This window comes from Caballeronia sordidicola (assembly GCF_001544455.2).
GTDB lineage: Bacteria > Pseudomonadota > Gammaproteobacteria > Burkholderiales > Burkholderiaceae > Caballeronia > Caballeronia sordidicola.
Window position 1 is genome coordinate 29,052 of the sequence record NZ_FCOC02000018.1, and the last position, 12,652, is coordinate 41,703.

The 12,652-nt window shown below is 64.0% G+C and carries 14 protein-coding genes; all 14 read left to right on the forward strand.

Annotation, left to right across the window (positions count from 1 at the left end; genetic code table 11):
• The first annotated feature begins 255 nt into the window (after positions 1-255).
• The 14 genes from AWB64_RS23375 (at position 256) to virB11 (ending at position 12,645) form a co-directional block, all read left to right on the forward strand.
• Positions 256-495, forward strand: coding sequence for a helix-turn-helix transcriptional regulator (locus AWB64_RS23375; protein ID WP_060857829.1), 240 nt, complete (start codon positions 256-258; stop codon positions 493-495).
• The gene (locus AWB64_RS23380; RefSeq protein WP_060857830.1) at positions 492-818 is read left to right on the forward strand and encodes a hypothetical protein; all 327 of its coding nucleotides are present in this window, start codon (positions 492-494) and stop codon (positions 816-818) included. The genes AWB64_RS23375 and AWB64_RS23380 overlap by 4 nt, the downstream gene beginning before the upstream one ends.
• 460 nt (positions 819-1,278) lie before the next feature.
• Entirely contained in the window at positions 1,279-2,139 is an 861-nt protein-coding gene (locus AWB64_RS23385; RefSeq protein WP_060857831.1) for a ParA family protein, read from the forward strand.
• Complete coding sequence (locus tag AWB64_RS23390; protein WP_060857832.1) at positions 2,132-2,710, forward strand: hypothetical protein; 579 nt, start codon at positions 2,132-2,134, stop codon at positions 2,708-2,710. The genes AWB64_RS23385 and AWB64_RS23390 overlap by 8 nt, the downstream gene beginning before the upstream one ends.
• Positions 2,707-3,450 (forward strand): lytic transglycosylase domain-containing protein, encoded by a 744-nt coding sequence (locus tag AWB64_RS23395; protein ID WP_060857833.1) that lies wholly within the window; start codon positions 2,707-2,709, stop codon positions 3,448-3,450. The genes AWB64_RS23390 and AWB64_RS23395 overlap by 4 nt, the downstream gene beginning before the upstream one ends.
• Before the next feature lie 35 nt (positions 3,451-3,485).
• Complete coding sequence (locus tag AWB64_RS23400) at positions 3,486-3,827, forward strand: TrbC/VirB2 family protein (RefSeq protein ID WP_082850605.1); 342 nt, start codon at positions 3,486-3,488, stop codon at positions 3,825-3,827.
• A gap of 25 nt (positions 3,828-3,852) precedes the next feature.
• Complete coding sequence (locus AWB64_RS23405) at positions 3,853-4,173, forward strand: VirB3 family type IV secretion system protein (protein ID WP_060857874.1); 321 nt, start codon at positions 3,853-3,855, stop codon at positions 4,171-4,173.
• A gap of 1 nt (position 4,174) precedes the next feature.
• Complete coding sequence (locus tag AWB64_RS23410) at positions 4,175-6,646, forward strand: VirB4 family type IV secretion/conjugal transfer ATPase (RefSeq protein ID WP_060857834.1); 2,472 nt, start codon at positions 4,175-4,177, stop codon at positions 6,644-6,646.
• Complete coding sequence (locus AWB64_RS23415; protein WP_060857835.1) at positions 6,643-7,827, forward strand: TrbL/VirB6 family protein; 1,185 nt, start codon at positions 6,643-6,645, stop codon at positions 7,825-7,827. Before AWB64_RS23410 ends, AWB64_RS23415 begins: the two co-directional genes overlap by 4 nt.
• 11 nt (positions 7,828-7,838) lie before the next feature.
• Positions 7,839-8,531, forward strand: coding sequence for a P-type DNA transfer protein VirB5 (virB5, locus tag AWB64_RS23420; RefSeq protein WP_374728646.1), 693 nt, complete (start codon positions 7,839-7,841; stop codon positions 8,529-8,531).
• Between the two features lie 203 nt (positions 8,532-8,734).
• Positions 8,735-9,481: a VirB8 family type IV secretion system protein gene (locus AWB64_RS23425; protein WP_060857837.1), complete on the forward strand. Its 747-nt coding sequence runs from the start codon at positions 8,735-8,737 to the stop codon at positions 9,479-9,481.
• Positions 9,478-10,314: a TrbG/VirB9 family P-type conjugative transfer protein gene (locus tag AWB64_RS23430; RefSeq protein WP_208603304.1), complete on the forward strand. Its 837-nt coding sequence runs from the start codon at positions 9,478-9,480 to the stop codon at positions 10,312-10,314. The genes AWB64_RS23425 and AWB64_RS23430 overlap by 4 nt, the downstream gene beginning before the upstream one ends.
• Positions 10,307-11,509, forward strand: coding sequence for a type IV secretion system protein VirB10 (gene virB10, locus AWB64_RS23435; protein ID WP_060857838.1), 1,203 nt, complete (start codon positions 10,307-10,309; stop codon positions 11,507-11,509). The genes AWB64_RS23430 and virB10 overlap by 8 nt, the downstream gene beginning before the upstream one ends.
• On the forward strand, positions 11,506-12,645 hold the full coding sequence (virB11, locus tag AWB64_RS23440) for a P-type DNA transfer ATPase VirB11 (protein WP_060857839.1): 1,140 nt from the start codon (positions 11,506-11,508) through the stop codon (positions 12,643-12,645). The genes virB10 and virB11 overlap by 4 nt, the downstream gene beginning before the upstream one ends.
• The last annotated feature ends 7 nt before the right edge of the window (positions 12,646-12,652 follow it).

A 12,652-nucleotide genomic window follows, 5' to 3' on the forward strand; every position in this document is an offset into this window, starting at 1 on the left:
TCGTGCGAGGGCACGACCGTTGCCGGACTACCGCCATACGTCTGGTGCGGGCCATTCTACGCTCTGCGTTCGTGGGACTCGCCGCGAAAATCATCGCCGGCGATCCCTGATACGTTACACGTTGCCCCGCGTCGTTCGCGATGCCCGACGGGCGCTTCCCGTCGATAAGACGGGTTTGGAGGAGGGACCCGACTGCTGCTTGAATGCCCCCATGTACCGGCAACACCAGACCGGCATCTTTCCTGGGGGAAGGCCATGTCAACTGCGAACAGTGAGGCGCTCAGGATGCTGCGCCGCAAGCAGGTCGAAGAGAGAACGGGGCTGTCGCGCTCTACGATTTACCGTCGTATGCGGGCGGGAACGTTTCCACAGGCCGTGCCGCTGGGCGGCCGCCTGGTGGGATGGCGCGCGGCGGACATTGAACAGTTTCTGGAGAATCCCGTGCGTTACCGGGCGCCTGTGCCAGCGCGCGACGACATGGGGGGCACGCCATGAGTCGCGATCTCGCTTCGGCACCCCTGCGCCGGCGGCTGGAGAACTGGGGCAACGCATCGCGCGGCGCCCACGATCCGGTCGATGCGGCGCGGATCACGAAAGCCTGGCAGACACTCCATGTCCGTCATCGCGATATGCTGCGCATGGTCTATCTCTGGCATGCGCGTCGGGAGGTGGTCTGCCGGCGACTGCGTATTCCGCGGCGCCCCGTCCAATGCTTTGAGCTGGAACTCGCCGCAGCACGGGCCGCGCTCGCACGGGTCCTGGATGGCGGGAACCAGGATCGTGAAGGCAGTTATTCTCCCAAGGACGGGGGCAAGTAGTGGGCGTCTCGCCGATCCGGTTCGTGTGGGTGCGCAGCCGGCACGTGGTGCCGGTGATCGACGCCGCTGCAGCAGGGAACGTCAGGGTGAAGGTCCGGATGTGAAATTTTTTGGGGACGCCGTGGGAACACCTGGGAACAAGTGGGTAAAGGCAGGGATGGCAGAGCGCCTGAGGGTACTTGCATTGCGTCGCGCGCTCGCCTACATTGAAACCAACAATCTGATCCGGTCAACGTGCCACGCACGACCGAGTACGCGTTAGCGGCCCCGCAGTTCGATGTCTGTGCGACGACGTGGTTTGCCGTGACGCTTTCGCAAAAAGCCTGCATCTGCAGGCTTTTCTGCTTTCTGGCGCTGATGCAATGATCCCCCGTCGAGCCCGCGGTCAGCCTCCCTGACGCCGCGGGTTCTTTTTTTCGCAGATTCATCGACCGCGGGGTGCGGCTGAGGACGATGAGCCATGAAATCGCTTCTTATCATTTCGGCGAAAGGCAGTTCAGGCAGGACGACACTGACCTGTCTGCTCGCCCGCCACCTGCAATGCACCTGCCACTGGCGCGTGCTCGTGCTGGACCTGGCTGAGCCGCCGCGCTGCGCACAGATGCTCGCCGGCCGCGGACATGGCACGACAGGCTCCGGCAACCGTGTGCCGGACCTGCCTGAGTGCTCCAACCCGATAAGGGGTGGGTGCCTTCGCGTCCTCAGCGCCAAGGCCATCGACGGTCTGCACTCGCGCGATGATCCCGCACGCACCCGCTATTACGCGAACCTTCGTCACCTGCTGTCTGCCGTGGCGCCGTGGTTCGACGTGTGCCTGATCGATGCGCCCGTCCTCCCGGACCTGCGCGCTGTCTGTGCGGAGGCGCTGGCGGATGCGGTGCTGAGCCCTCTCTCGATGTCGCCGGAATGTATCGAATGCGCGTCCGCCGTCATCAACGGCACATACGGAATCCGCAATGTCCGCGCGCGACTGAATCCGGCATTGCGCTTTGCCGGGCTTTTGCCGGTTGTCGACGTCCCGTCGCCAATGGAAGAGGCGTGGGCGAAGGTGATGAAAACGACGCTGCATGAATGGCTGATTGTGGACCCGGCCTTTCCCCACGGATACGCGTGGCTGCCTCGCATGCAGTCCGTTATGAGCTCCGTCGGACGCATTGAACAACGCCTGGAGCCGCACGGCGACCCTATCGCGCTGGACGTCGGGGTAGCCGAAGCGTCGCGGACGGTGACCGCCTGTCTGAATGTGCTCACACGGTGGCTTGATGCAATCGGGAACGATGCGGTGCACGGCCTTGGCGATGCGGAGGTGTGCGATGCATGACGCTGCCATCTCATTCGATTTTGCGGGCCCCGGTCGCGCGCTGCTGCGGGCGTTGCGTCGCTGGTCGAGCGTCATCGCTGCATTCATCGGCGTATCAATCCTGGTGCCGGGCACTGCCCGCGCCGATGACTGGGGCTGCCAGGTGATCCTGTGCCTGTCCAATCCGGGTGGCCCTGAACAGTACGGTGAGTGCGTTCCGCCAGTCGAGAAACTGTGGGCGGCCTTGCGCCACGGCTACCCTTTTCCGACCTGCGACTTCGGCGCAGGCGGCTCACAGGGAACGTCGGCGGTGAACATCTTTGCGGGTGCCGGTTACTGCCGCGAGGATCTGCTGTATTGGGGTGGCCCCGAGCAGAGCGAGCTGCTGTGCAACGCGCGTGGCGCGATCAACGTCGAGATCGACGGGGCACTGTACACGCGGGTCTGGTGGGACGCGAGAGGCGCCGACCGCACGATCACGGAGTTCTACGGGGGCGGCACCACACAGGTGTCCTACGACCCGACACAGTCGGCGCGCCTCTTTCTGGAGCACGAGTACGAAAACTCGGGCGGTCAGGGAGGTGGGCAATGATACCGCTCGCCGCATTCCTGACCCTGGCACAGCAGTGCGCGCCTGCCGTGGCGCCGGCCACGATGGCGGCCATCGTGCACGTCGAGTCGGGTTTCAACCCGTACGCGATCGGGGTGGTGCATGGCCGTCTCGAGCGGCAACCACTGAACCTTGGTGAAGCCGTAGCGACAGCACGCGCGCTGGATGCCGCCGGGTGGAATTACAGCGTGGGCCTCGCGCAGGTGAACCGCGCGAACTGGGTCCGGCTCGGGTTGACGCCGCAAACCGTTTTCGATCCGTGCCGCAATCTTGCCGCCGGCGCAGCGATCCTCCAGCGCTGCTTCGAGCGCGCGAAACAGGCACAAACGCAAGCACAAACGCAAGCACAAACGCAGGCACAAACGCAGGCACAAACGCAGGCACAAACGCAGGCACAAACGCGAGCAAATGCGGGCACACACGGTCACGTGCAGGACGCATTGCGCGCAGGGCTCTCATGCTACGCGAGCGGCGACTTTTCCAGCGGCTTCCGTACGGGCTATGTGCAGCGGGTCGTCGCCCAGGCAGCACGGCCCGATCCGGTGGTCCCGGCCATTGCCACCGATGTTTCGCCTATTCCCGTCATTCCCTCCCGACCGGAGGCGTCGCGATCTGACCCGTCCCGTGGTCGCGCTGGCTTCGGATCCCTCACGGACGGCAGGACGGATCAGAAGGCTGGTCAGGCAGACGACATGACACAGAAAAGCGCTGTGGTGTTCTGAGAAAGCAGGGACAACGCGTGTGACAGGAGTGATTCATGAAATCAGGACTACATATCAAATGCAGGCGGGTTTCTTGGCAGCTGCGGACCCCTGGATCGGTGCGATACGCTTGGCGCAGCCTCGCGATTGTGCCTATGGTGATGCTGACGGCGACACCGGCATACGCGCAGCTCTCGCAGGTCAACACGCTGCTCACGACGATCCAGACCACGCTGCTCAGCGTGGGTGCGGTGGTGTGCTCGATCTCGATCATCTGGGCGGGCTTCAAGATGATGTTCCAGCACGCACGCTTTGGCGACATTGCGAACGTGTTCATCGGCGGCCTGTTCGTGGGCTGCGCCACGGTGATCGCGGCGATGCTGATCCCGACAAGCTGATGCGGAGGCGCACATGAATCCGCACATGAATCCACTGAGGGATCCCGTCTTCAAGGGCTGCACGCGACCCGCGATGCTCTGGGGTGTGCCGCTCGTGCCGTTCCTCATGGTGGGCGGCAGCATCCTGATCCCTGCGATCTGGGTGCTGCTCGCGAGTCCCCCGGTGGGTGTCGGCATCGTGCTGATCCTCATCCCCGTCTTCGTCACGATGCGCTCGGTTACGCGCCACGACGACCAACGCCTCGCGCAGTTCGCATTGCGCATTCGCATGGTGTCTCGCCAGCGCAACCGCCGCTTCTGGGGCGCGCACGCCTACGTGCCGGTCCGCGTCAAGAGGAGAGGCTGAGATGAGCGCACAGCCGCAACTTATCGACGTGGCCGAACGCGAGGTGGCGCTCTCGGATTTCGTGCCGTTTTCGTCGCATGTGGATGACCACGTGATCCGCACGCGCGAAGGGGACTACCTGCGTGTCTGGAAGATCGCCGGTATCGCTTTCGAGGCGGCCGATCCGGGCGACATCCTTGTGCGTCACGAAGGATTCAACCAGCTCGTGCGCAGCCTGCCGGGCGGTCACGTCGGCCTATGGTCGCACCGCATCCGCCGGCGGGTGACCGACCACTTCGCGACACCATACGGCAACCCGTTCTGCCAGGAGCTCGCGACGCGCTACTACGCGAGCTTTGCCGGCTACCGGATGATGGCCAACGAACTGTATCTGACGCTCGTATACCGTCCGCGTCGCACGCGCCTGGGGCGTCTTTTCAGCCAGGCGGTGCGGCGCACTTCGGATGATATCCGGCGGGACCAGCATGAGGCCCTGAAAGTGATGGCGGAGCTTGCCGCGCAGGTCGAATCGGGCCTTAAGCCGTGGGATCCGGTGGCGCTTGGTGTCTACAGTAAGCACATCCGTTACACGCAGCGGCCCGTTCGTTTCTCCGCGGCACTGGAGTTCCTGGGTTATCTCGTCAACGCCGCATGGGAGCCGGTGCCGGTGCCGTCTGGCCGCATCGCCGACGCACTGTCGACGTCGCGGCTTTTCTTCCGCACCGAGAAGGTCGAGATCCGCATGCCGGGGGCGACGCGTTATGCGGCGCTGCTCGACCTGAAAGACTACCCCGAGGAAACCGAGCCGGGGATGCTCGACGGCCTGCTCTATGGCGACTTCGAATACATCGAGACCCAGAGCTTCACGATCCTCGACCGTCCCACGGCGAAAGAGGCACTCGAGCGTCAGCGCAACCAGATGATTGCAGGCGAGGACGTGGCGGTGTCGCAGGTTCAGGCAATGGACCAGGCGCTGGACGATCTGATCAATGGTGATTTCGTACTCGGTGAGTATCACTATTCGCTCGCCGTGCTCGGTGACCGGCCGGATGAGGTCGCACGGCACGTGGCGAAGGCGCGTACGCAGCTCGCCGATGTCGGCTTCCAGACGGCGTTGGTCGATCTGGTCGCGGACGCAGCCTGGTTCGCGCAGCTGCCTGGCAACTGGCGCTATCGGCCCCGGGAGGCGAAGCTCACCTCGCGCAACTTCTGCGGACTCGCGAGCCTGCACAACTTCGCGACCGGCAAGCGCGATGGCAATCCGTGGGGCGAGGCGATCACGATCGTCAAGACGCCGAGCGGCCAGCCGTTGTACCTGAACTTCCATGCCACGCCGGAGAAGAAAGAGTCCGCTGACGAGAAGGCACTCGCCAACACGCAGATCATCGGGCAGGCGGGTGCCGGAAAGACGGTGCTGGAGCTGTTCCTGCTGGCGATGGCGATGAAGTATGGTCTCACCGGCGTCGTCTACGACAAGGATCGGGGCACCGAGATCGCGATCCGGGCGATGGGCGGCCGCTATACGGTCTTTCGACGGGGAGTCCCGACGGGACTCAATCCCTTCCAGCTCGATCCAGATGAGGCGGTACTGGACTTCTGGGAGCGGCTGGTGCGCCGTCTGGTCGACACCGGTACGATGCTGTCGGCGAAGGACGAACTCGACATTTCGCGCGCCGTGCGGGAGGTCGCCCGCATGGAGCGGCGGCTCCGGCGCCTGTCGATGGTCCGGCAACTGCTGCCCGCCGTGGGCGAAAACAGCCTGCATGCGCGGCTCACGAAGTGGTGCGCCGGCGGCCGGCTCGGCTGGGTGCTGGACAACCCGTCGGACCTGCTGGATTTCACCCAGAACCATCTCTTCGGATTCGATGATACTGAACTGCTCGACGATCCGGAGGTGTCGACGGCGGTCACGATGTACCTGCTGCAGCTAACCGATAGCCTGATTGACGGGCGGCGCTTTGTCTACGTGATGACCGAATTCTGGAAGCGCTTAGGCGATCCGGTCTTCACGGATTTCGCAAAGGACAAGCAGAAGACGATCCGCAAGCAGAACGGCCTGGGCATCTTTGATACGCAGTCCCCGGCCGATGTGCTGCGTAGCGACATCGCGCGGGCGCTGGTCGAGCAGACCGCCACGTTCTTCTTCCTGCCGAATCCGCGGGCCGATTACGACGACTATGTGCAGGGCTTCAAGCTGACCGAGGCCGAATTCAATATCGTGCGGTCACTCGGCGAGAACAGCCGCCTGTTTCTCATGAAGCAGGGCCACCGCTCGGCCATCGGCAGGCTGGATCTCGCCGGACTCGGTGATGTGCTCGACGTCCTGTCGGGGACGACGGATAACGTCGAACTGCTCGACGGGATCCGTGCCGAGGTCGGCGACGATCCTGTGGCATGGCTTCCTGTGTTTCATGAGCGGCTGGCAAAGCGTCGTGCGACCGGCGGCGCCCTGAACGCGCCGACCCGGCGTCTGTTGGGAAGAGGTGCACGATGAGCGGCCTTTTCACTGCAGTCGGCGGCACGCTCGAGAACGGCATGTCGGCGTATGTCACGAGCGTGTCCTCCGCTCTCTCCAGTGCGCTGGTACCTGTTGTCACGACCGCCCTGACGATCTGGATCATCACGTACGGGTTCGCCGTCGTGCGGGGCGAGGCTCATGAGTCGGTACCTGCATTCGCGTGGCGTGGCCTGAAGGTGGCCGTCATGCTCGCCTTTGCGCTCGGCGCGGGCATCTATCAGTCTCAGGTCGTCACTGCAGTCGAAGGGGCGACGACGGGCCTCGCCCAGACGATCCAGACCGCGGCCGCCAATGCCGGTGCTGGCAACCCCGGCTGCGGAACGGTGAGCGGCAGCAGCGTGACAGGCATGAGCGCGTCGGCTATTTACCAGACCCTCGACTGCTACGACCGTCAGATTGACATCGTGATGGATGCCTACTTCGACAAGGCGGCGCACGAAGGATTCAGTGTCAGCGGCATCGTCGCAGGCATCGGTGATCTCGTCGGCGGATTCATCGTGGGGCTGGGGGGAGCTATTTTCCTGATGGTCCTGGCCTTCGAGGTCACGATGGCGAGGATGCTGCTGGATCTGGTGCTCGGTCTTGGACCTCTGTTCATTGCTTGTGGCGCATTCGGCCCGACCGCCCGGTTCTTCGAGGCGTGGACCGCGAAGGTTGCCAACTATGCGCTACTGCAGATCCTCATCGCCGCCTTTCTCGGCATGGCACTCACGGCGTTCTCAGCCGACCTCGCGCCGTTCAACGTCACCACTTCATCGCCCGACGCAAATGCGTCGTCGCTCTCGGCAGCGGGCCAGGCTGTGCTGACCGCTATTGCCCCCTGGGGTGCGGCATTCGGCCTGTTCATCACGTCCTTGCTGCTGGCAACCATCGGCTGGCAACTGCCGGCCGTTGCCTCGGGACTCGCTGGCGGCGCCACGCTGTCCGGGTTCGGTGCCTTCGTTGCCGGATTCGCGTCGCGTGGTGCCGTGAGAGGTCTCGGCTCGCTCGTAAGTCTCGGACGCGGGCCGCGTCGGCCCGGGGGACGCATTTCCGGCGGCAGCGGACAGGGCAGCAGCGCGAACGCGGGCGGCGGTGACGGCCAGATCCCTGCCTACCAGCGAGCCGCCCGCGAGCACCTCGGCGACCAGGATAACTCAGGAGGGTCATCGTCATGATCAGGCCATTCATGCAAACCGGTCTTGTCACCATTGCGGTGGTGATGATCGTCGCAACGATACCGTCAGCCCGTGCACAGGGCATTCCAGTCTACGACGCGCAGAACGTCGTGCAGGCGATCGCGACTGTCGGTCAGCTGAAACAGGAAGTGCAGCAGGAACTCCAGCTATATCAGTCGCTCAGTGGCACGCGCGGCTTCGGCGAACTGATGAGCAATCCGGTCCTGTCGAACTCGTTGCCGTCGAACTGGCAGTCGGTCTACACGGCGATCCAGAACGGTGGATATGCGGGTCTGACGGGCAGCGCGCAGACGCTGCGCTCGGCGAGCGAAATCTACAACTGCGAGGACCAGAGCGGTATTGACCAGCAGGTCTGCCAGCGCGCACTGAATAAGCCGTTCCAGGACAAGGCCTTCGGCACACAGGCATACCAGACCGAACTCAAGGAGCTCGACCAGATCCAGGGGCTGATGCAGCAGATCGATGTGACCCAGGACCAGAAAGGCATCGGGGAACTGCAGGCGCGCATCCAGATTGAGAGCACGGCGGTTGGCAATGAAATGACGAAGCTGCAGCTTTTCAGGGTGCTCGCAGATTCCGAAGACCGGCTGATTGCCGAGCAGCAGCAGGAGCTTGTGCTCAAGCGCGCGGGCAACACCGCACGGCTGCAGGACCAGATGGTCCCTGCGAACTTTGGTAACTGAGTTTGGCAACTGAATTTGGCAACTGAGTTCGGAAACCGAGGAGGCTGACATGATCCGTTCTGTTGTGGCCGTCATTGCTATTCAATTAGTTATACTTATTAATGGTTGCTCGGGCAGTCCACCCAAACCTGTCCTGCCAGATGGCTTGCACCGTGTGCCGGTGAATCGCGTGCCACCGGTTCCCCCGTCCGATGGAGGCGGCCATGAGCAGTGAGCGTGACTCGCGTCAATCAAGTGACTATCGCCGCGCACTCGATTTCGAGGTGTCGGTCACGCATCTGCAGGAGCGCTCAGAGCGTCGCGCGTGGCACGTGGCCGTGGGCTCCGTGGTGGTCGCGATCCTGTGTGCTGTCGCACTGGCCGTGATGGTGCCGTTTTATCGGGTGGTGCCGCTGCCGATCGAGGTCGACCGTCTGACCGGTGAAGCACAGGTGATCGACGTGCTCGACGCGAAGCAGATGCACATGCGCGACATCGAAGACAAGCACTGGGTGGAAGTGTATGTGCGCTCGCGCGAGCGCTACGACTGGGGCCTGCTGCAGATGGATTACGACCGCACGCTCGACATGAGCGATGACCGGGTTGCACGGGACTTCAGGGCAATTTACAGCGGACCCGACTCGCTGGACCGGCAGCTCGGGGCGAACACGCAGCGGCGCATCCGCATCCTCTCGACGACGCTAGTGCCGGACGAACCCGGCCGTGCTGTCGTGCATATCGAGCAGACGACATGGAAGAACGGCATCGTCAACGCGGAGCCACCGCAGCGCTTCGTCATCACGCTTGCCTTCACATACCGGCCATCCATCTTCACGCGTGAGCGCACGGCCATCGAGAATCCCTTCGGTTTCAGGGTGACGGCGTACAGCCGCGATCCCGAATATACCCCCGCGGCGTCACGGCCGGCATCGTCGCCGACATTGTCACCTGTTCCGGGAGGTGCGCCATGAGACTGAACATCCTGGTGAGGGCCGCTGCGCTGGTGGCAGGACTGGCGGGGAGCTGCGCCGGCGCCTTTGCCTACGACGTGCCTGGCTGGTCGGGTGACTCGCGCGTGCGGCAGGTCGTATTCCGGCAGGACGAGGTGGTGCGGGTCATCGCGCAACGCGGCTTCGCCACGCACATCGCGCTCGATCCGGCCGAGCACATCCTTGTCGTGGCCCCGGGCGACCGGGACGGATGGCAGGTGGTCGCAAACCGCGGCGATCACGATGTCTACCTCAAGCCGCAGCTCGCTGCGCACGATACGAACCTCGAAATCCGTACCGACCGGGATAGCTACAGCTTCGATCTGGTCGTGCTTCCGCTCAGGGCCCGTTTTGGCAACGACGAGGAGATGTACCGCATCACGTTCGTCTATCCGGACACGCAGGCCGCGAAGACAAAGGCCGCAGACGATGCCGCTCTTGTGCGCGATCGTCTCGACAAGCCGCCGGTGGTGCGCAACACCGCTTACTCGATGCAGGTGATGGCGCATTCGGAGGATATCGCACCGACGGCGGCATGGGATGACGGGCGCTTCACTTATATCCGCATTCCGAACAACCGCCGTATCCCGGCGATCTTCCGCGTCGCCGATGACAGCAGCGAAAGCGTGGTTGACCGGCACATGGAAGACGACGTGATCGTCGTGCACGAGGTGGCCCGGCGCTTCGTCCTGCGGCTGGGCGACGAGGTGGTCGGTCTGTGGAACGACGCGTTCGATGTAGATGGCGTGCCACCGGCGGATGGCACGACGGTCAGCGGTGTGAAGCGTGTCTTGCGGAGCGACGGCCATGAATGAAGAAACGTCGCGCAATGTTATTGCGCCTGACACTGACCCGGCGAAGGTCACCGATACCATAAACGGTGACCTTCCGAACCAGTCGATCGATCGCGGCATGCCGGAACTGGGGCAGCAGGGTGGCCGAGCCCGTGTCTGGTGGCTTGCGCCGCTGCTGGTCGTCGCTGTCGTGATCGGTGGCGCGGTCTGGACGATCCACGGGTTTCTTGCGCGGCACGATGCGGCCGAGAAGGCGAGACGCGACGCCGTGCAGGATCAGCCGGCCCAAGGCCGGGTGTTCGGCGACGGGAACTCACCGGCATCGGCTGCTGCCGCCGCTAGCGGCCCGGCGGGGACGGCCGCCGTTGCGTCGGCTCCTGCAGCGGTCTCGACGCGGCAGACATCCGTGCATACCGCACCGGCTCGCAGCTATTACGACGCACCGCTACTCATCAGCGGAAGTACGGGCGCAGGCGACGGCCCTGCCGAGGGAGGAGCAGACACGGCGGCATCAACGCCTGGCGCTTCGCCGGGAGCGACTGTCGTATCGGGCAGCCAGTCTCAGGGAAGCAGTCCCTTGGCCCAGGCATTGACGCCGACGGTGACGCCCAAAGTGCGCGCGGGCTTTCTCGGCAATCGCAGCCTGATCCTCGCGAAAGGCGCCAAGATCGACTGCGTCGGCGATACGGCTTTCGATTCAACCCAGGCCGGCATTTCTACCTGCACGGTGACGAAGAACGTCTATTCGGATGACGGCCATGTCGTGCTGATCGAGCGCGGTTCGCAGATCAACAGCGAATACCGCGCGAACCTGGCGCCCGGACAGAAGCGGGTGTTCATCCTGTCGGCACGTATCAAGACCCCCGAAGGTGTGACGGTCGAGATTGATTCTCCTGCGGCGGACGCGCTGGGACGCATCGGCGTGAGCGGCTACGTGAACAATCACTGGGGCGAGCGTATCGGCGCGGCGGTGCTGCTCGGCATGACGCAGGATGCGATCGGGTATCTCGCGACGCGTGGCGGCAACAGCAACGGCTCGGTCGTATTCGAGAACACGCAGCAGCAGGGCAATGACATGGCCTCGCGCGTGCTCGACAGCACGATCAACATTCCGCCCACCCTGACACAGAACCAGGGGACCGAGTTCACGATTATCGTCGCCCGGGATCTGGACTTCAGTCCGGTCTACGCGCTCAAGCCGGGGGGTACGCGATGAACGCGTCGGCCCCTATCCAGAGCGAAGCGCTGGAAACGGCCGACGGCCTGCTGCCGAGGCTGGCAGAGGATGCGTCGGTGCGCGAGCTGATGCGCCCGCTCGCGGGGTTGCTCGAAGACCCGGCGCTCACGGAGCTGGTGATTAACCGGCCGCAGCGCGTGCTGACCGAAACCCATCTCGGATGGCAGGCACACGACTGTGCGGAGCTCGACTTCGAGCGCCTGATGTCATTCGCGGTGGCGATCGCCACGCTCACGAACCAGGAGGTCTCGGCGCTGCATCCGGTGCTCTCCGCGCTGTTGCCCGGTGATGCGCGCGTCCAGATCGTGATCCCGCCGGTGGTGCCCCCGCGTACCGTGTCGGTGACGATCCGCCGTCCGTCGTCGCGCGAGAAGACACTCGACGCCTACGGAAACGAGGGCCTGTTCGCGCAGACTGTGTGGCACCGGCCGGCTGGACTCGATGAGGCGATGTCGGCACTGCGCCCCCTGGATCGTGATCTCGCCAGGTGCCTCGAAGCGCGCGAGTTCCCGGCGTTCTTCGAGCGGGCGGTGCGCGGCCGGCTGAACCTCGTGATCGTGGGCAGCACGGGCTCGGGCAAGACGAGCTTCATGAAGACGCTGTGCCGGTCCATCCCGGCTACCGAACGCATCGTGACGATTGAGGATGTGCGCGAACTCTTCATCCATCACATCGAGAACTGTGTCCACCTGTTCTACAGCAAGGGTGGCCACGGCCAGGCACGGGTGACGCCTGCAGATCTGATCGCAAGCTCAATGCGCATGCGCCCTGACCGAGTGCTGTTCGCCGAACTGCGAGGCAGCGAAGCGTACGACTTCCTGAAGCTGCTGACGACCGGACACTCCGGTTCGATCACGAGCTATCACGCGTCTAGCGCTTCGGTCGCCATCGAGCGGTTCGCGCTGATGGCGAAGGAACATCCCGAAGCCGCCACATGGGACGACGTCGCGCTGCGCCGACTGCTTTTCATGACGATCGACGTGGTGGCGCACATGGAGGCCACCGCACTCTTCGATGAGACAGGTGCGCAGATCGGCCGGCACTGGTCGATGACGGAGGTCTGGTTCGATCCGTTGCGCCGCCAGCAGACGGACTATCACGCGGATTTCCGGTGAAAGGGGA

Bases quoted from the DNA above. Each gene is read 5' to 3' on its own strand.
- AWB64_RS23375 (WP_060857829.1), top strand. From the start codon at position 256: ATGTCAACTGCGAACAGTGAGGCGCTCAGGATGCTGCGCCGCAAGCAG.
- AWB64_RS23380 (WP_060857830.1), top strand. From the start codon at position 492: ATGAGTCGCGATCTCGCTTCGGCACCCCTGCGCCGGCGGCTGGAGAAC.
- AWB64_RS23385 (WP_060857831.1), top strand. From the start codon at position 1,279: ATGAAATCGCTTCTTATCATTTCGGCGAAAGGCAGTTCAGGCAGGACG.
- AWB64_RS23390 (WP_060857832.1), top strand. From the start codon at position 2,132: ATGCATGACGCTGCCATCTCATTCGATTTTGCGGGCCCCGGTCGCGCG.
- AWB64_RS23395 (WP_060857833.1), top strand. From the start codon at position 2,707: ATGATACCGCTCGCCGCATTCCTGACCCTGGCACAGCAGTGCGCGCCT.
- AWB64_RS23400 (WP_082850605.1), top strand. From the start codon at position 3,486: ATGAAATCAGGACTACATATCAAATGCAGGCGGGTTTCTTGGCAGCTG.
- AWB64_RS23405 (WP_060857874.1), top strand. From the start codon at position 3,853: ATGAATCCACTGAGGGATCCCGTCTTCAAGGGCTGCACGCGACCCGCG.
- AWB64_RS23410 (WP_060857834.1), top strand. From the start codon at position 4,175: ATGAGCGCACAGCCGCAACTTATCGACGTGGCCGAACGCGAGGTGGCG.
- AWB64_RS23415 (WP_060857835.1), top strand. From the start codon at position 6,643: ATGAGCGGCCTTTTCACTGCAGTCGGCGGCACGCTCGAGAACGGCATG.
- virB5 (WP_374728646.1), top strand. From the start codon at position 7,839: ATGCAAACCGGTCTTGTCACCATTGCGGTGGTGATGATCGTCGCAACG.
- AWB64_RS23425 (WP_060857837.1), top strand. From the start codon at position 8,735: ATGAGCAGTGAGCGTGACTCGCGTCAATCAAGTGACTATCGCCGCGCA.
- AWB64_RS23430 (WP_208603304.1), top strand. From the start codon at position 9,478: ATGAGACTGAACATCCTGGTGAGGGCCGCTGCGCTGGTGGCAGGACTG.
- virB10 (WP_060857838.1), top strand. From the start codon at position 10,307: ATGAATGAAGAAACGTCGCGCAATGTTATTGCGCCTGACACTGACCCG.
- virB11 (WP_060857839.1), top strand. From the start codon at position 11,506: ATGAACGCGTCGGCCCCTATCCAGAGCGAAGCGCTGGAAACGGCCGAC.